This is a genomic window from Chryseobacterium daeguense DSM 19388, from assembly GCF_000430825.1.
Classification (GTDB): domain Bacteria; phylum Bacteroidota; class Bacteroidia; order Flavobacteriales; family Weeksellaceae; genus Chryseobacterium; species Chryseobacterium daeguense.
This window is the reverse complement of record NZ_AUMT01000004.1, coordinates 49646-68060: the sequence shown is the minus strand read 5'-3', so window position 1 is coordinate 68060 and position 18415 is coordinate 49646. Positions and strand designations below refer to the sequence as shown.

The window sequence follows — 18415 nt, the reverse complement described above, 5'->3', positions numbered from 1 at the left end:
ATAAAATTTTAAAGCAAATAAAATGAGCGATTTAGAGCATAAAAAATTTCCTATCGGTAAATATGAGCAGCCCGAAAACATCTGCGATACCAAGCTGGATGAATATATCAAAGTGATCAAAGATTTCCCGGGAAGATTAAAAAACCTTATAGAAAACTTCAGCGATGATCAGCTTGATACCCAATACAGAGAAGGAGGCTGGACAGTGAGGCAGCTCATAAACCATATTTCAGACAGCCATATGAATGCTTATATACGCTTCAAACTTGCACTTACAGAAGAAAATCCTACTATAAAGCCTTACGATGAGGCCAAATGGGCAGAATTGCAGGACAGTCACAATATGCCTGTAAAACCAGCCATGAGAATGATTAAAGGAACACACCAAAGATGGACAGCACTCTTAAAAGCCATGACCAATAAGCAGTTTGAAAGAACGTTTCATCATCCTGAGCACAATGAAAACTATGATTTAAGGAACTGCCTGGGTATGTACGTGTGGCATTGTAATCATCATTTTGCTCATATTGAAAATCTGAAGAAAGAAAAAGGTTGGTAAAGAAAAGTCTCCACAACAGCATTTATTTCGAGGAAATTATTAATAGAATTTCAAATTTAAAAGAAAATTCTGAACGCAAATGGGGCAAAATGGATGTCTGCCAGATGATGAGGCATTGCAATTATGTGCTTCAGGTTCCCCTGAAAAAAATTGAGCTTCCAGCTATTAATGCTGTTTTTGGAATGATAGGTATTATGACCAAAATAGAAATGCAGATTTTTAATAACGGAATTCCTCAAAACATGCCTACTTTTCGGAAACTTATCATTAATTTTGAGTGTAATTTTGATGAAGAAAAAGAAAGTCTTCTGAATACCCTTAATGAGTATCGAAATTGTTTCCTGAATGGAAATCTGCCGGAACGCCACGTACTTTTCGGGAAAATGGAAGAAAAGGACTGGGGATTTCTGGAGTATAAGCATCTTAATCATCATTTGAAACAATTTAACGTATGAGTTTTTTTGATAAAATATTTGGAGAAAAAGGAACTTCTTCGGGCCAAAAATCATTCTGGAAGATCATAGAATCTGAAGACGATCTTAAAAAAGCCCTTGAAAGCTCGTTCAATAATAAAATTGCCATATTCAAACATTCCACAAGCTGTTTTATCAGTAAAACAGTATTGAAAAATTTTGAAAGCGAATTAGAAAACCTGGATTACAAAACAGATTTATATTACCTGGACCTGCTTGCTCACAGACCTGTCTCCAACAAGATTGCGGAAGATCTTGGCGTGAGACATGAAAGTCCGCAGCTCATTGTAATAGAGAACGGAAAAGCCATCAGTAACGCTTCGCACCAACATATATCAGCAGACCAAATTGTATAATGGAAAATATTAATAATTATTTAGCAAAAGTTTTAAGTGTTCCTTTGGAAAAGGTAAATATGTGCAGCCTGCACTATGAAGCAAAAAAAATACAGAAAAACCAGTTTCTGCTTCAGTACGGTGAGGTATGCCGATATATCTATTTCGTGGAAAAAGGACTTCTAAAAATGTATTCCATCGATAAGAACGGAAAAGAGCACATTATACAGTTCGCTCCGGAAAGCTGGCTTATTTCAGATAGAAGCAGCCTTTATTTCAATGAAAAATCCGTATATTACATTGAGGCGGTTGAAGATTCTGAAGTTCTCTTATTACATCCGGATTTTATCAACAAGCTTATCGGCGAGTTTCCGGACAGCCTTGAAAAGAGCGATATTTTGGTTCAAAAGCATATTAAAAGCCTGCAGGACAGGATCAATTCTTTACTTGGAGAAACTGCTGAAGAGAGATACATGAAATTCATTAAAATGTATCCCAACTTACTGCTGAGAGTTCCACAATGGATGATTGCTTCTTATCTGGGAATTACCCCTGAAAGCCTGAGTCGTGTAAGGAAAGAGCTTGCCAGAAAAAATTTCGTTCCGGATAATAAATAACTTAATTAAAAGAATTAAATAAGAATAAAACATTATTTTTTCTCCACAATTTCATATCAACATTTACCTTACTAATTTTTAAACGGTAAATGGTTATTGTTCATAATATTATCATAAAAAACATATAATATGATTTAGATCATAATATTTTTGGTATAAATTTATTTAATTTTGATAATCACATCACAAAATATTAAAATTATGAAATTTGTATTAATTGCAACGATGTTAGGATTTTTAGTCCTGAGTTGCAAAAAACAAACGGATGTTTCCACAACTCCGTCGTCTGATTCCATCATTCCCACAGATAATACCACGGCTGTACCGCCAGATACTACTGTAGCTGATACTACTACATCCGCAGCAAAACAGGATACTGCAGATATTAACCTCAGAAAGTAATCCCTAAATTAAAAAAAGAATGTACTGTGCTTAGCGGCAGTTATTATATTCAATCTAATTTGTTCTGTAAGTTTTTGAATCAATTAAAAATTTTTGATTTAAAATTTACAGACTATCAGTTTTTACACATTATTTTTATACTTAAAGAGATTGTACTGCTCAATTTATTCTTACATGTTTGAAAATAGATAGTAAACATTAAAAAAAATTAACATGGTTATTAAAGAAGAAATTTTGCACTCAGTAGGAGCCAGCATAAAACATTACCGCCCGGCAGAAATTATTTTCAGCGAAGGTGACACCCCCAATTATTATTTTCAAATTATTACAGGAGAAGCAAAGCTTAACAATTATAATGATGATGGGAAGGAAATTATACAAAACCTTTTAGGTGACGGACAAAGTATTGGTGAAGCATTACTTTTTATGGATAAACCTTATCCCGTAAATGCCATTGCTATTACGAAGTGCAAAATCCTGAGACTCCCCAAAAAAATATTTTTTGATTTGCTTAAGCTTTATCCGGAAATATCATTTGATATGAACAGATTAATTTCTCAAAGATTATATTTTAAGCTTATTATGACACAGAATCTTTTCACCCAAAGTCCGGCGTCTAAGCTTAAAACCCTTATGGATTATCTGAAAAGCTCCCAGCCGGAACAGGCGCCTTATTCGTTCAAAATTCCGTTAACCAGACAGCAGATGGCTAGTTTAACAGGGCTTTGTGTAGAAACCGCGATAAGAACAATCAAAGTAATGGAGCGCAATAACATCGTAAAAATAAAAGACCGTAAAATTTTGTATTAGAGCATTTTAAAACATGATTTTTTGGTCTTTTTTTTGCAGGTGATTTCAGAAATGAAAACTATGAAAACTATCAGCTGCATGAATATTGAGAAGGATATTTTATATTCTTATGGAGGAGAAGATAAAAATTTTAAACCAGGAGAGATAATTTACAGAGAAGGAGATCATGCTCTCTATTACCACCAGATTATAAACGGAAAAGTAAAGCTTAATAATTATAATGACGAAGGAAAGGAATTCATCCACAATATTTTTGGAGAAAACCAGAGTTTTGGAGATTCTATGATGTTTGTGGAAAAATTTTACCCCATGAATGCCGTTTCCATCACCTCATCAGAAATTATCAGGCTTCCAAAAAATAATTTTCTGAAGCTTCTGGAAGAAAACCCCAAATACTGCATGGCGATGAATGCATGTCTGGCTCAGAGACTTTATTTTAAGGCCATAATGCTTCAGAGCATGTCTTCTCAAAACTCCATGCAGCGGCTGAAAGGTCTATTGGATTATCTTAAAAGCTATGACAGTGAAGACTGCAGCCAGTGTTTTCATGTAGAACTTACCAGACAGCAGATTGCAAACCTTACCGGATTACGTGTGGAGACCGTAATCAGGACTCTGAAAAAAATGGAGAAAGAAGGACAATTAAAAATAGAAAACAGAAAAATTTTATACTAAAGCACATTAACATGACCCGGGTCATAAAATAGTGAATTATTCTAACGTATATTTGAGTATAAATTCATCCATATTCCTTTTCAAATCTCGTTTTGAGATACAATAAAAGCGTTTGGCTTTTACATTCAATTATTAAATAAAACCAAATTCATTGCTGTCTAATACTAGTCACGGCCAGCAATACACATCACTTAATATTAACATAAAAAATTCAGTTATGAACACTAGAAATTCAAGAAATCGTAGTTCAAGAGGAGGTTCAAACTCATCTAGCAACCTTGAAGAAATTTATCAATTAGGTTATGACCACGGTTATAGCGATGCATCTCAGGATGAAGAATATGATGATGATTTTTCAGATTATGAAGATTACTTCGAAGAAGATTACGATGATGAGGACGAAGACTATGATGATGAGGACTATGATGATTATGATGACGACGATTACGATGATGATGAAGATTATGATGACGAAGACTACGACGATGATGAAGACGATGACGATAACAGAGGCCGTGGAAGAGGCAGAGGCAGATCTGGAAACGGCATTCAGCAGAGAGACAGCCAGGGAAGATTCACTTCCGGTTCCGGAGGTGGAAGAGGCAGATCAGGAGGCAGCAGCGGCGGAGGTTCCAGAGGACGTTCCGGTTCTGGGTCTGGTTCCCGCTCAGGTGGAAGAGGCAGGTCATCTTCAGGAAGTGGTAGTTCAGGAAGAGGTTTTGCTTCTATGAGCAAAGAAGAGCGTACCAGAATAGCTCGTATGGGAGGTCAGGCTTCTCACGGAGGCGGAAGATCTTCAGGTTCTGGCAGAGGAAGATCAGGTTCTGGTTCAAGCTCAAATTCAAATTCAAATTCAAATTCAGGCAGATCAGGCTCGGGTTCCGGAAACGGAGGCGGAAGAGGCAGATCTGGCGGTAACAGCGGCAGTTCAGGTCGAGGTTCAAATTCAGGAAACGGTTCTTCAAGAAGAGGTTTTGCTTCAATGAGTAAAGCAGAACGTACAAGAATCGCACGTATGGGAGGCCAGGCTTCTCACGGCGGCGGAAGATCTTCAGGTTCCGGCAGATCTGGATTTGGCGGCAGACGTAATTCATAATTCTTTTTCCATGATTACCTCTTTATTAATTGTAAAGGGGTAATCTTTTAAAAAAAACCAAACATCACTTACATATTATGGCAACAAAAACATTAGATAATAAAGACAGCAGCAGCACAGGTACAAATTCTACCTCAGCTACAGCTGCTTCTAAGAGAACCACTACAGTAGATAACGCAACAGTAAATGAAAATGATATGAAAAATTCACCGCTTCATAAGTTTTTCGTTTCTGCCCTTAAGGATATCTATTATGCAGAAAACGCAATCATCGAAGCTTTGGAAAAAATGCAGGAAGCTGCCACTACAGAAGAGCTGAAAGAAGCATTTGAAGACCATCAGCTTCAGACTCAGAAACACGTAAGCCGCCTGGAAAAAGTGTTTAAGCTGATTGATGAAACTCCTGAGAAAAAAGAATGTAAAGCTATCAAAGGCATCATTGAAGAAGGAGAAGAAATCATAAAATCCACAGAAGACGGTTCCATGACCCGCGATGCAGCCTTAATTATTGCCGCACAAAAAGTAGAGCATTATGAAATCGCTACCTACGGCGGGCTGGCGCAGCTGGCTATTACAATGGGACACGACAAAGCTGCGGATCTCCTTGAAAAAACATTACAGGAAGAAGAAGATACAGATTATAACCTGACAGAAATTGCTGAAACTTACATCAATTTCGATGCAGAGCAGGAAGACTAATTTTACAATATAAAGCCATATAGAGCTTTCTATGTGGCTTTTTATCATTATTAAAAAAGATTATTAAAAAGAATTATTACCCTTTAAATAGAATTTGAATAACTCATTATTTAAATCTATAATTAAAAATAACACCAAATCACAAAATATTAGAATTATGAAAGACACCAACCCGAACAATGAAAAACTGAACCAGCTGGAATCATACAGCACTTCCAACGATCAGGAAAAGCTGACTACCAACCAGGGCCTGAAAATCAATAACAATCAGGATTCCTTAACAGCCGGAGACCGCGGACCTACTTTATTGGAAGATTTTATTTTAAGGGAAAAAATTACCCATTTTGATCATGAAAGAATTCCGGAAAGAGTAGTTCATGCACGTGGATCCGGGGCACATGGCGTTTTTAAGCTTACCAAAAGCCTTGCAGAATACACCAGAGCAAAATTCCTGACCGAGTTGGGAAAAGAAACACCCGTCTTTGTAAGATTTTCTACCGTTGCCGGAAACAGAGGAAGTACAGATCTTGCAAGAGACGTGAGGGGTTTTGCCGTGAAATTCTATACAGAAGAAGGAAACTACGACCTTGTAGCCAACAATATGCCGGTATTCTTTATTCAGGATGCCATTAAATTCCCTGATCTTGTACACGCTGTAAAGCCGGAACCACACAATGAAATTCCACAGGCTGCTTCTGCGCATGACACTTTCTGGGATTTCATCTCACTGATGCCGGAAAGTATGCACATGATCATGTGGCTGATGAGCGACAGGGCAATTCCCAGAAGTTTTAGCAGAATGGAAGGCTTCGGGGTGCATTCATTTAAATTTATCAATGAAGAAGGAAAAGTTCATTTTGTTAAATTTCATTTCAAGCCAAAATTAGGAGTTCATTCAGTAGCTTGGGATGAAGCGCAGAAAATTTCCGGTGTAGATCCTGATTTTCATAAAAGAGACCTTTGGGAATCCATCGAAAATGGTTTGTTCCCTGAATGGGATTTCGGAGTACAATTAATCCCGGAAGAAGATGAGCATAAATTTGATTTTGATCTTCTGGACCCTACCAAAATAGTTCCTGAAGAAGAAGTACCTGTTCAGCTGATCGGAACTTTAACATTAAATAAAAATCCTGAAAACTTCTTTGCAGAAACCGAGCAAATAGCCTTTCACCCGGGCCATATTGTCCCAGGAATAGATTTCACCAATGATCCTCTTTTGCAGGGAAGATTATTTTCATATACAGATACCCAACTGATCAGGCTTGGAGGCCCAAACTTCCACGAAATCCCGATCAACAAGTCTATTAAAACCGTTCATAATAACCAGAGAGACGGTTATATGAGACAGCAGATCGCTAAAGGAAAAGTAAGCTATGAGCCCAATTCCATCGGCGGAGGATGCCCGTTTCAGGCTATGATGAAAGAAGGTGGCTTTGTATCTCAGGAAGCAAGAGTTTCCGGGGCAAAAGTAAGAGAAAGGAGCAAAAGCTTTGTAGATCATTATTCTCAGGCAAAATTATTTTACAACAGCCAGTCGGCGCCGGAAAAAATGCACCTTCAGAAGGCTTTGATCTTTGAGTTGTCTAAAGTTACCATTCCTGCGGTTAGAGAAAGAGTAGTGGGGCAGCTAGCATTTATCGATAAAGATCTTGCTCAAAAAGTTGCTGCTAAAGTAGGCGTTGAAGTAAAAGCATTGGAATTCCCGAACCAGAGTATTCCTGCAGATGCCAATCCACAGGACCTTCAAAGTGAAGAAAGAGAGCCTAATACAAAAATATCTGATGCATTAAGCATGCAGAATACCATTAAAGACACCATTAAAGGCAGAAAAATAGGCTTTATCATGGCCAATGGTGCAGATGCGGGAGCTATTACCGATCTTCAAGCTAAACTGGAAGCAGAAAATGCTGTAGTTGAAATAATTGGCCCGAGTTTAGCTCCTGTAATAGCTAATGACGGTTCTTCATTAATCCCGAAACATTCTCTTACAAGTATTGCCAGTGTTTGCTTTGATGCATTTTATATCAGTGCCGGGGAAGATTCTACCAAAGAACTGCTTACTCCGGAAAACAAACAGCATGTATTGAACTTTATCAATGAAGCATATAAACACTGCAAAGCCATCAATTTCGGAGAAGGAACAGAACCTCTTTACATGAACAGCAATGTAGGCTTAAAACAGCATATAGATCCTGCTATTATTACAGCAGAAGACAGCGACGGCGCACAAAAATTCATAGATGCCATTGCAAAACACAGAGTCTGGGAACTGGAAATTGAAAGAAACACCCAGAATTAATTTAAAAACCTGGGTTAGTAAGGATGATGGCAGGAAGTCGGAAGAGAAAAGTTGGAAGTTATTATCAGATTTCTGATATTATATTAAATTAATGAGGTAATATTTATTTAATAACCAATTGCAGCAATGCAAACGGCTTTGGTTTAATAAACTTCCCTCTTCCAACCTCCAGCTTCCTTACTATCATTAGAAACATCTTATCAAACTTAGATTAAATATATAACACCACACCTTCACACACACTAAAATATTAAGATTATGAAAGCAGCAGTTATTCACGGACCAGGAATTATAAAATGTGATACCGTAGACGATCCTATTATCAAGGATTCTCATGACGTCATTCTAAAAGTAACATCTACCGCCATTTGCGGAAGCGACCTTCATATGTATTCAGGAGGAATTCCACAATTGCGACCGATGGTTATGGGACATGAGTTCATGGGAATTGTGGAAGAAGTAGGCCAGAATATTACCAACCTGAGAGTAGGCGACAGGGTAGTTGTACCCTTCCCGATTTCCTGTGGAAGCTGCTTTTTCTGTCAGCATGACCTCCCTACAGCCTGTGAGCACAGTAATCCTCAAAACTATGGACCGGAAGGAGGTCTGGTAACAGAAAAAGGCGGTGCATTGTACGGTTACACGGATCTCTATGGAGGTTATGACGGCGGACAGGCACAATACGTAAGAGTTCCTTACGCTCATGTGGGACCAAGAAAAGTTTCTGATAATCTTACGGATGAACAGGTTTTGTTTCTTACCGATATTTTCCCTACAGGCTACACAGGTGTAATGTGGGGAGAATTGAAAGGCGGCGAAACCGTTGCGATCTTCGGGGCAGGCCCGGTAGGATCCATGTCTGCAAAAAGTGCCATTTTACACAATGCTAAAAAAGTAATTGTAATTGATACACAGCAGTACAGACTTGATCAGATTAAAAAGCTTACCGGCTGCGATACTATTTTATGGGAAAACGGCAAAGATGTAATAGAGCAGATCAGGGATATGACGGACGGCAGAGGTGCAGATCTTTGTATTGATGCCGTAGGTTTTGAGCCTGACAGAAATTTAATCGACAGAGCCAAAGCAGTTTTAAACCTTGAAAAAGGTTCCATCAAAGTTCTCGAAGCCTGTATGAGCGCCGTAAGACGTGGTGGGATCGTTTCTGTTTTGGGAGTTTACCCCGTAAACTATGATAATTTCAAACTTGGACAGATTTTTGATAAAGGTATAACTATAAAGGCAGGTCAGTGCAACGTTCATACGATTATAGATCAGTTGCTGGATCATGTACAGAGTGGTCGTGTCACATTAGACGACATTATTACCCACCGTCTCTCTCTTGAAGATGTTTCTAAAGGATATGAAATTTTTGACAAAAAAGAAGACGGTTGCGTAAAGGTGGTTTTAGACCCGTGGAAACGCTCAGAACTTTAAATAACACACACAACACTTAATATTAAAATTATGGAATTTCAAAAAAACCTTTTGGACTATATCAGTCAGTCACTCCTGACGACAGATGAGACCATCTCAGTAGTAGAAAGCGTTACTTCAGGATGTTTACAATTAGCTTTTTCGCAGATGCCCAATGCATCCCTGTTTTATAAAGGAGGATTAACGGCTTATACCATGGCAGAAAAGGTAAGATTGCTGAACGTAAACCCTCATGAAGCAGAAGAATGCGACTGTGTTTCAGAAAACATCGCAGAAACAATGGCTTTAAATGTTGCCAAGCTTTTTGAATCAGACTGGTCTATCGCCACTACAGGTTATTGCACACCCATCAGGAGTTCATCTTACAAGATTTTTGCCTTTTTCTCTTTTGCTTACAAAGGTGAAATTGTTTTAACCAAAAAACTGGAGCTGTACCCAAAAACACAGGCGCTCAATGCCCAGCTGTATTATACGGAATTTATTTTGGGATGTTTTAAAAGTGAAATTAATCAGTTATTAATTTTAAAATAATCCATTATGCAGCGTAAAAATGAATACGCCCTGATTACCGGGGCTACAAGTGGTATTGGATACGAACTTGCCAAACTTTTTGCAAAAAACGGGTATGATCTTGTCATGGTTGCCCGAAATCACGACGAATTAAAAGCAAAATCCGATGAATTTAAAAGCTACGGGGTAAATGTGATCACCATTGCAAAAAATCTTTTCATGCAGGAAGATGCTTATTCCTTATACTCTGAATTAAAAATGAACGGCATCAGTCCTGAAATTTTAGTAAATGATGCAGGACAGGGCGTTTATGGAAAGTTTCAGGATACCGATATTCATCGTGAAGTTGATATTGTAAATCTGAATATCGTTTCGGTAATTATTTTAACCAAATTATTTTTAAAAGACCGCTTAGAAAAAGGCTCCGGCAAAATTTTAAACCTGGCTTCCATAGCAAGCAAAGCTCCCGGACCGTGGCATTCGGTTTACCATGGAACTAAGGCGTTTGTGCTATCATGGTCAGAAGCCATCCGTGAAGAACTGAAAGATACGGGAATTACCGTGACAGCTCTATTACCGGGCCCTACCGATACAGACTTTTTCAATAAAGCCGATATGAACGAAAGTAAAATCCTTGAAGATAAAGATAATCTTGCCTCACCGGAAGAGGTTGCTGCCGACGGATATAATGCACTGATGAACGGTGAAGACAAAGTAATTTCAGGGTTAAAAAATAAGATGACCGTAGCCATGGCAAACATAGCAACCGACAGTCTGGCAGCGCACAGAATGGGCGAGATGCAGAAACCAGTCAACGAAAAATAAATTTTAATATGGGGACATTAAAATTAGAAAACAAATCTGTTCTTATCACCGGAGCAGATAGTGGAAAGGTAAGGCAACAGCTTTACTTTTTGCACGTCACGGAGCCAATATCGCGATTATTTATCACTCAAGTGATGAAGATGCGGAAAAAACTAAAACGGAAATTGAAAATTTAGGAAGAAAATCTATCATATTTAAAGGTGATGTTGATGATTATGAATTTTGTGAAGAAACAGCAAAAAAAGTGGCTTCAGAATTCGGAGGAATTGATATTTTAGTAAATAATGCAGGCGTTCAGTTTCCTGCAAAAAGCATTGAGGAACTCGAAGAAAAAAACATCAGAAAAACTTTTGATTCCAATATTATTGGAATGATTTTGCTTACGAAAGTAGTTTTTCCTTATTTAAAACAGGGAGGATCAGTCATCAATACCACGTCTGCAGCGGCTTACCAAGGGCATCCGGAACTGCTGGATTACTCCGCTACCAAAGGAGCCATTGTTTCCTTCACAAGATCGCTGGCTTTACAGGCGAAACCAAAAGGCATCCGAATCAATGCCGTAGCTCCGGGCCCGGTGGCAACACCTTTAACCAAGGAAACATTTGGGGAAAAAGAAGAAGACGAAAGCAAACCACCCTTCGAAAGAAATGCTTCACCGGAAGAAGTAGCCACCAGCTTTCTCTTTCTGGCAAGCGATGACGCAGCACAAATCACGGGGCAGGTTCTCCACCCGAATGGAGGTATTATCGTGAACGGATAACCAATAAAAACTAATTACATTCTATTATAAATTAAAAAACTGGAAAAAGACTATGAAAACAACCGCATTATTATTAGGATTTTTTTGCTTGCTAAGCGCTACATCATGTAAGTGTGATTTTGATGAAGATGAACCAAGAAATAAATACGATAACGCAGAAAACAAAAAAAAAGGCAAAAGTTCAAAGTCAGCCGAGAATGATTCCATTCAATTAAAATAAATTACGCTTACAATTAAATTTAACTAAAAAAACAAAAGCTATGTACAGAGACGGGGCAAGAAAGAGTATATGGCAGGAAGAAATCAAAAGATTCTCGTCAGAAGCCGACCTTCAGCAATTCTACGATGTCGTTATCGTAGGCGGAGGGATCACAGGAGTTTCTACAGCCATACAACTACAGCAATCAGGAAAAAAATGCATCCTTCTGGAGGCTTCCAACATTGGATTCGGGACTACAGGAGGAACCACGGCGCACCTGAACGATTTCTTTGATACTACTTTTAAAGAAGCGATCAGTGATTTCGGACTTGAAAATGCAAAGCTGTTTGCAGAAACAGGTCAGGAAGCCATCAGCATGATAGAAAATAATATCAGGCAATTTAGTATAGACTGTGATTTTGAAAGAAAACCCGGCTATCTTTTTGCTTTGGACGAAAAACAGGAAAAACAGCTACAGGATATTGTGGAGGGAGCTGCTGAAGTGGGCCACGAAATGGCATACACACAGCAGATTCCTTTTCCCATTCCATTTAATAAGGCCGTAATGATCCCGAATCAGGCACAGTTCCATCCAGTAAAATACATTAAGGCTTTATGCGAAGCTTTTTTGAATATGGGAGGTAGCATTCAGGAAGACTGTTTATGTGAAAGTCATGAAGAAAAAGATGATGCTGTAATTATTAAAACTTCAAAAGGTGAATTAAGAGCGAAACATCTGGTTTATGCTACACATATTCCACCAGGACTGAATATTCTTCACATGACCAATGCACCCTATCGAAGCTATGCCATTGCTTTCAGCCTGAAAGACAATAATTATCCGAAAGAGCTGGGATATGACCTTATGGATCCCTATCATTACTACCGAACACAGGAGATCAATGGTGAAACATTACTAATTGCCGGCGGTGAAGACCACAAAACAGGGCATGAAGAAGATACAGGTGAATGCTTTTCTCGATTAGAAAATTATGTACGAAAATATTTCAATGTAGAGACGGCTTATTACAGCTGGTCCAGCCAGTATTATGAGCCGGTAGACGGGTTTCCGTACATCGGGAAACTCCCCGGAAGCGAAGGAAGGATTTTTACCGCAACCGGATTCCGGGGTAACGGAATGATCCTGGGGACAATTTCTGCACAAATTATAACAGACCTTATTGTTAACGGACAAAGCAGGTATGAAAAAGTATTCAGTCCTTCAAGAATAAAACCTATTGCAGGATTTACAGAATTTGTAAGAGAAAGTTCAGTAGTTGCTTTTGATTTCGTAAAAGACAAACTTTTCCGGGAAAAAATCACCTCACTTGCCGATGTTGAGGAAGGAGAAGCAAAAGTGGTAAAATATGAAGGTGAATCGTATGCACTGTACAAAGAAAATACAGGAAAAGTTCATCTCGTAAGAAGTACCTGTCCGCACGCAAAATGTGAGGTGCGGTGGAATAGTGCAGAGCTTTCCTGGGATTGCCCATGCCACGGATCAAGATTTAATGTAAATGGCAAAATCCTTACAGGGCCTACCGTAGATGAGCTTCAGCGCATCGATCCTGATTCTGATCCTAATCTTTAAGATTGAAAACCAGGTAGCAGATATTGAGATGGAAGGTATTAGCTGCCATCTAAAACCTTCAACCAAAACCTAGAAGAATTATGTCTAAAAAAAGTTTTTTTTATCGGAACAGCTTAAGCATCGTCTTAATAATTTTAATGTTGGTGAGCCTTTCCGGTCAATTTTTTACAGGCTGGAAAACAGAAAATAAAGAATTGGCAGAAAATGGAAAAGCTCTTCTCAGCATTGGTGAATATGTGCACAGCGGGCATTTTATTCAGGCAACATTTGAAAATTGGGAAAGTGAATTTCTCCAGATGATGGTGTATGTCCTGCTAACCATTTCATTAAGGCAAAAAGGTTCCAGTGAATCAAAATCTCTGGAAGGAAAAGAAGACGTAGATAAAGAGCCCGAACCACATTCCAAAGCACCATGGCCAGTAAAAAAGGGTGGAATTTGGCTAAAAATATACAAGCATTCTTTATCACTAGCGTTTGCTTTTCTGTTCTTAGTCAGTTTTATATTACATTTTTACGGAAGCCATAAAGATTATAATGAAGAGCAGATAGCGAAAAACAAGCCCACCATAACTGCTTTGGAATATGTTTCAGAATCAAGGTTCTGGTTTGAATCATTTCAAAACTGGCAGAGTGAATTTCTGGCCGTTGCGTCACTTGTAATTCTATCAATCTGGCTTCGTGAAAAAGGCTCACCCGAATCCAAGCCTGTAGATATGGCACATGATGAAACACCTTAAGCTAAACATAAACCCATACATTACCGTGTGGGTATTTTTTATAATTTAATTTCTAATAATTTTCGGTTTTGATTTCATTACTGAAAAATAAGACAGGGAAAAAGCGGATAAGCTTTGATATCCAACCATATAAGCAATTTCACTTAAAGTATATTGTCTTGTATCAATCAGTTCTATACTTTTTAAAATCCTTGTAAGCTGCAGGTATTTTTGGAGCGTGATCCCTGTTTCATTTTTAAAGATTCTCTGGAGACTTCTTACAGACATCTTTGCTTTTTCAGCAAGATTTTCTATGTCAAGATTATATCTAAAATTAGAATTAATAGAGTTACATACGGGAATCAGCCGTTCATCCGAGGGCACTGGAATTTCAAGATTGTTTCCATCAAGACAAAAATTAGGCAGACTTTTTAAAATAGCTTTAAAAAATATATCCTGTTCTTCATTTTCAAGTAGAATTTAAGGCTGTTTTGAAGTTGAATAAATAACAAAAGCTATGAAGGATTTTCATAGCTTTTTACTTTTAAGTTATTAATTTTAAAAATTAAATTCTAAACAGTTGCGTTACCTTCAACACCGTCAGAATTATCTGTAGTAGTGCCTGTAACCGCTGCTGCAACGAAATTAAAAAGACTTACCAGCTTTCCGACTTTTGTATCCCAATAATACGTTTGTTTTGGCTCTACTCTTATAATAGAAACTGCAGGATCATCTTTTCCTTCTTCAAACCATGCCTTTGCCATCGGTGACCATTTGTCTTCGATTGTAGATTTGTCTTTATAAATTGCAGCCGTACCGAATATTGAAAGATACTGATAATCACTATTGTTCATGAAAAATAACTGAACTCTTTTATCTTCTTTAATTTCAAAATTCTTATTGCTGGTATCACTGCTTATAAACCAAAGATTCCCTTCATCATCGGTCTCCTGCAAGGTCATTGGTCTTGAATTGATGGGAAGTGTTTCAAGCTCTGTACAGAACATACAGATTTTCGCGCTTTCAGACAATTCCTTAATTTTTTTAATCGCATCCTGTTGAGTAAGATTTTCTGTTGACATAATATTTATATTTTTAAGTGATTTGAATAAATAAATGAAAATTTAATCAATTATTACTCTTCAAAAATCCGACCACAATTAAAAAATAATATCCAACAGCTGCAAATTTTCCAAAGTATTACTTTTCTGTAATCTTAAGATTCAGGCTTTTTTGCAAATCGCTCCAGGCCCCACCGTTATAAACATTTTTAAAGCCCTTTTCCTTCAGAATATTTTCAACCTTTACACTCCTTAAACCATGAGAACATACCGTAATATATGTTTTTTGAGGATCAAGCTCAGTATACCTTTCACGGATGGTTCCCAAAGATATATTCTGTGATCCTGTAATATGTCCTGTGGCATATTCCTTCTCTGTTCTTACATCCAAAATAACGGCGCCGTTTTTAACCAGCTGTTCCAAACCATTATCCAGAGTTTGATATTTATAAATTCTGTATGCTACATAAACCAAGAGAACAACTCCCAAAACAATTAATATATTTTTCATAATCTGCTTAAAATTTTTCTGTCAATATAAAATGTTCCAAACGGAATAATACACGCCAAAAGTACCTTCCATGTTATTTCCCTGAACTTCCAGTTTTGTTCAATTCCCACGCTTAAAGTATTGAATAAAAACAGCAGAAATAAAGTTCCATGGATAGGTCCCATCATTTTTACAAAAGCAGGATTTCCCAAAACATACTTCACGGGAACCGCTATGAATACAAGGGTCAGCAGTGAAATTCCTTCAAGAATAGCAATAATTCTCAATCTTCCGATCTTTGTTTTAAATAAATTTATCATAATTATCTGAAATAAGGTCTGTTAGCAAGTGGAGAGAAGGGCCACGGAATGGCGATGAAAATAATAAGCAAGGCTACGGTAAACCAAATCAGCATTACTTTAAATTTCTCATTATCGGTTGATTTCCTCTTGGAAACTGCTGATCCTATAGTGATAAGGATAATAGAAAACAGCATTAAAGAAATGTGAATTAATCCAAAAAATATAAGATCAAAAGACTCTTTAGCCTCGTTAAAATTTTTCCAGAAGTATTTGATAATCGGGCTTTGAGTATACAGAACGATCCCAAGAATCAACTGTATATGAGCAATTGTAGCCGTCCAATGCCGCACAGAATTATCTGTTTTTGAAAATTGCTTGTGGAGAAAGTATCCTCTACAGGCTCTGAAAATAGAGTAGACCAGACTCAGCAGCACCAGCCATCTAAAAGTGGAATGCAGGAAAGTAAATGTTTGATACATTGATCATTTTTTATTGATCTGACAAAGGTATAATAAAAACATACTAATTGGTATGTTTTTAATGAAAAAAATTATTTCAATGTATTAAAATAAGCTTTAAGTCCCTTTAAATAAGTAAGATATACACTTTTAGAATTTTCAAGTTTCCCCAGGTTTCTTACTCCCCAATATCCTGAAACTACAAAAACAGCAATCTCTTTGGCATCAACTTCTGGTTTTATCTGTCCTATTTCCTTACCTTTTTCAATAGCATCAATTATCGTATTTTCCCATTGCTTGGAAAGCTCATTCAAAGCTTTTGTAAAATGAACATTCCACGGGGCCATTTCCTGTGTAAAATTAGAAGCCGGGCAGCCATATTCTACTTTCAGGGTTTCATTTTCAATAAGCAAATGATACATCAGATTATATAGCGTATCCAGCGGGTTTTCACCATTTTGAAAAGGTTCAATAAAAGTATTTTTGAAGGTAGGTTTCATGAGTTCATTAATGATCGCTATTCCCATCTCATCCTTCGTTTTGAAATGATAATAAAAAGCTCCTTTCGTAACCTGAGTAGTCGCAATGATCTCATCCACACTGGTCGTCTGATAACCATTGGTATAGATAAGTTCAAATGCCTTTTGAAGAATATTCAGGCGGGTTGCTTCCGATTTTTTCATTAATAAATATAGCTTTCCTGCAAAGGAACAATTTTTTTTCCTGAGAACAAATTTCTAAATAGAATAGAGAAAGGTTTTAATTAATCAATATTTTTTGCTTTAAATTTTTCATAAAACCAAAACAGAGCAAAAATGTAAAACGAATGCAGCCCAAAATCAGGATGCTCATCAAAACCAAAGCAGCATAGAAGGTATATTTTATTTTAAAATTAATGAGCAGTAAAATTCCGATAATAACTTCGGCAACCGGTAAAAAATAGCTAAACGGGATGATTAGACTGCTGGGAATCACAGACTTTTCCATTGTTGTAACCATCCAGTCACTGAATGCGTTAAGCTTCGGCAGACGAACCAAACCATGCCCCAACATAGAAACTGCAACAGGAAGCCTCAGGAAGAAAAAAGCAGTTTTAAAATCTTCCATAGTTTTAAGATATTTAATTTATTTTTTTCAGCAGAGTTAATGTCCATCCTTTTTTTTGAGATAATTGATAATTCCGATTACATCGTCTTGCCCGAAGCCCGCATCATGTGCAGCCTGGTAAGTCTCGATCAAGGTTTTTGATAAAGGAAGGTCGGCACCCGCATTTTTTGCGAGTAAAATATCTTTTAACATCAGGTCTAAAGCAAAGGCAGGATCATAGCTTTCATTGATCAATAGAGGAGTTTTTACTTTTGTAGCACCGCTTCCGCTTGCACTTTCATTGATGATATCCAGCATTTCTTTTCGTTCGATTCCCAATTTATCAGAAAGCAAAATGGTTTCCGCCAATCCCTGATAAAGAGTGGAAATAAAATAATTAACCGACAATTTTGCAGCAATTCCTTTTCCGTTTTTACCCAGATGTTTAATTGTCTTTCCCAATTTTTCGAGATAAGGTTCAGCACGTTTCACATCTTTTTCATCGCCGCCGGCCATGATGATTAAAGTACCTTCGGCAGCTGGTTTTGTACTTCCAGCAACAGGTGCATCTATAAACCCGCCTTCTTTTATTTTAACAGCATCTGCTATTTCGCCGGATGCTTCCTGAGAAATAGTACTCATATCAATAAATAGTTTTCCGGTAATATTCTGGGTAAGAATTTCCTGGTATACTGCTTTTATAGCATTATCATCCGTAAGCATTGTAAAAATAATATCACTCCCCAGAACAACGTCTGTTACACTGTTGCAGACTTTTGATTTTTCTTTAAAATCTTCAGCTTTTTCGGTAGTTCTATTATAGACTGACAATTCAAATCCTGCTTTTTCTAAATTCTTAGCCATTGGATGTCCCATATTTCCTAATCCTATAAACCCGATTCTTTCCATACTGTAATTATTTAATCTAAAAACTAATTTCAATTTAAAAAATATTAAACAGCTAAACAAATTAATATTTGTTATTGTAATGATAAATGATAAAAAGTAAAGACATA

At 37.3% G+C, this 18415-nt stretch carries 24 protein-coding genes and 1 pseudogene; 17 read left to right on the top strand and 8 right to left on the bottom strand.

The window, feature by feature from the left end:
* The first annotated feature begins 22 nt into the window (after positions 1–22).
* The 17 genes from H560_RS0106905 (at position 23) to H560_RS0106825 (ending at position 14023) form a co-directional block, all read left to right on the top strand.
* Positions 23–559 (top strand): YfiT family bacillithiol transferase, encoded by a 537-nt coding sequence (locus tag H560_RS0106905; RefSeq protein WP_027379358.1) that lies wholly within the window; start codon positions 23–25, stop codon positions 557–559.
* Positions 553–1014: a DUF1569 domain-containing protein gene (locus H560_RS0106900; protein ID WP_228372438.1), complete on the top strand. Its 462-nt coding sequence runs from the start codon at positions 553–555 to the stop codon at positions 1012–1014. The genes H560_RS0106905 and H560_RS0106900 overlap by 7 nt, the downstream gene beginning before the upstream one ends.
* Positions 1011–1388, top strand: coding sequence for a bacillithiol system redox-active protein YtxJ (gene ytxJ, locus H560_RS0106895; RefSeq protein ID WP_027379356.1), 378 nt, complete (start codon positions 1011–1013; stop codon positions 1386–1388). Before H560_RS0106900 ends, ytxJ begins: the two co-directional genes overlap by 4 nt.
* Positions 1388–1984, top strand: coding sequence for a Crp/Fnr family transcriptional regulator (locus H560_RS0106890; protein WP_027379355.1), 597 nt, complete (start codon positions 1388–1390; stop codon positions 1982–1984). Before ytxJ ends, H560_RS0106890 begins: the two co-directional genes overlap by 1 nt.
* A gap of 201 nt (positions 1985–2185) precedes the next feature.
* Positions 2186–2386 carry a hypothetical protein gene (locus H560_RS0106885; protein WP_027379354.1) on the top strand — a complete coding sequence of 67 codons (201 nt, stop codon included), beginning with the start codon at positions 2186–2188 and terminating at the stop codon, positions 2384–2386.
* Positions 2387–2599: 213 nt separating this feature from the next.
* Positions 2600–3196, top strand: coding sequence for a Crp/Fnr family transcriptional regulator (locus tag H560_RS0106880; protein ID WP_027379353.1), 597 nt, complete (start codon positions 2600–2602; stop codon positions 3194–3196).
* Positions 3197–3256: 60 nt separating this feature from the next.
* Complete coding sequence (locus H560_RS0106875) at positions 3257–3871, top strand: Crp/Fnr family transcriptional regulator (RefSeq protein ID WP_228372437.1); 615 nt, start codon at positions 3257–3259, stop codon at positions 3869–3871.
* A gap of 217 nt (positions 3872–4088) precedes the next feature.
* Entirely contained in the window at positions 4089–4967 is an 879-nt protein-coding gene (locus H560_RS21260; protein WP_034752349.1) for a KGG domain-containing protein, read from the top strand.
* A gap of 77 nt (positions 4968–5044) precedes the next feature.
* Entirely contained in the window at positions 5045–5665 is a 621-nt protein-coding gene (locus H560_RS21255) for a ferritin-like domain-containing protein (protein ID WP_034752346.1), read from the top strand.
* 157 nt (positions 5666–5822) lie between these two features.
* Positions 5823–7964, top strand: a complete 2142-nt coding sequence (locus tag H560_RS0106860; RefSeq protein WP_034752344.1) for a catalase — start codon at positions 5823–5825, stop codon at positions 7962–7964.
* A 258-nt stretch (positions 7965–8222) separates the two neighbouring features.
* Entirely contained in the window at positions 8223–9401 is a 1179-nt protein-coding gene (locus tag H560_RS0106855; RefSeq protein WP_027379350.1) for a zinc-dependent alcohol dehydrogenase, read from the top strand.
* A gap of 30 nt (positions 9402–9431) precedes the next feature.
* Positions 9432–9932, top strand: coding sequence for a CinA family protein (locus tag H560_RS0106850; RefSeq protein ID WP_027379349.1), 501 nt, complete (start codon positions 9432–9434; stop codon positions 9930–9932).
* A 6-nt stretch (positions 9933–9938) separates the two neighbouring features.
* A complete protein-coding gene (locus H560_RS0106845; protein ID WP_027379348.1) occupies positions 9939–10736 on the top strand; it encodes an SDR family NAD(P)-dependent oxidoreductase in 798 nt (265 codons plus the stop codon).
* Positions 10737–10845: 109 nt separating this feature from the next.
* The gene (locus H560_RS21250) at positions 10846–11496 is read left to right on the top strand and encodes an SDR family oxidoreductase (RefSeq protein WP_228372447.1); all 651 of its coding nucleotides are present in this window, start codon (positions 10846–10848) and stop codon (positions 11494–11496) included.
* A 52-nt stretch (positions 11497–11548) separates the two neighbouring features.
* The gene (locus tag H560_RS22935) at positions 11549–11716 is read left to right on the top strand and encodes a hypothetical protein (protein ID WP_155844975.1); all 168 of its coding nucleotides are present in this window, start codon (positions 11549–11551) and stop codon (positions 11714–11716) included.
* Positions 11717–11756: 40 nt separating this feature from the next.
* Positions 11757–13286 (top strand): FAD-dependent oxidoreductase, encoded by a 1530-nt coding sequence (locus H560_RS0106830; RefSeq protein ID WP_027379347.1) that lies wholly within the window; start codon positions 11757–11759, stop codon positions 13284–13286.
* Between the two features lie 80 nt (positions 13287–13366).
* A complete protein-coding gene (locus tag H560_RS0106825; RefSeq protein ID WP_027379346.1) occupies positions 13367–14023 on the top strand; it encodes a DUF6766 family protein in 657 nt (218 codons plus the stop codon).
* 45 nt (positions 14024–14068) lie between these two features.
* Here the strand turns inward: H560_RS0106825 and H560_RS21245 are convergent.
* The 8 genes and pseudogenes from H560_RS21245 to H560_RS0106785 form a co-directional block, all read right to left on the bottom strand.
* Positions 14069–14473: pseudogene (locus H560_RS21245) on the bottom strand (helix-turn-helix domain-containing protein); the annotation flags it as partial.
* 101 nt (positions 14474–14574) lie between these two features.
* Complete coding sequence (locus H560_RS0106815; protein WP_027379345.1) at positions 14575–15084, bottom strand: pyridoxamine 5'-phosphate oxidase family protein; 510 nt, start codon at positions 15082–15084, stop codon at positions 14575–14577.
* A 118-nt stretch (positions 15085–15202) separates the two neighbouring features.
* The gene (locus H560_RS0106810; protein WP_034752342.1) at positions 15203–15574 is read right to left on the bottom strand and encodes a rhodanese-like domain-containing protein; all 372 of its coding nucleotides are present in this window, start codon (positions 15572–15574) and stop codon (positions 15203–15205) included.
* Complete coding sequence (locus H560_RS0106805; protein WP_027379343.1) at positions 15571–15873, bottom strand: DUF3817 domain-containing protein; 303 nt, start codon at positions 15871–15873, stop codon at positions 15571–15573. The genes H560_RS0106810 and H560_RS0106805 overlap by 4 nt, the downstream gene beginning before the upstream one ends.
* Before the next feature lie 2 nt (positions 15874–15875).
* On the bottom strand, positions 15876–16334 hold the full coding sequence (locus H560_RS0106800) for a hypothetical protein (RefSeq protein ID WP_027379342.1): 459 nt from the start codon (positions 16332–16334) through the stop codon (positions 15876–15878).
* Positions 16335–16405: 71 nt separating this feature from the next.
* Complete coding sequence (locus H560_RS0106795) at positions 16406–16996, bottom strand: TetR/AcrR family transcriptional regulator (protein ID WP_027379341.1); 591 nt, start codon at positions 16994–16996, stop codon at positions 16406–16408.
* Between the two features lie 76 nt (positions 16997–17072).
* Positions 17073–17420: a MauE/DoxX family redox-associated membrane protein gene (locus H560_RS21240; protein ID WP_051289206.1), complete on the bottom strand. Its 348-nt coding sequence runs from the start codon at positions 17418–17420 to the stop codon at positions 17073–17075.
* A 36-nt stretch (positions 17421–17456) separates the two neighbouring features.
* Positions 17457–18341 (bottom strand): NAD(P)-dependent oxidoreductase, encoded by an 885-nt coding sequence (locus tag H560_RS0106785; RefSeq protein ID WP_262486264.1) that lies wholly within the window; start codon positions 18339–18341, stop codon positions 17457–17459.
* Positions 18342–18415 lie beyond the last annotated feature (74 nt).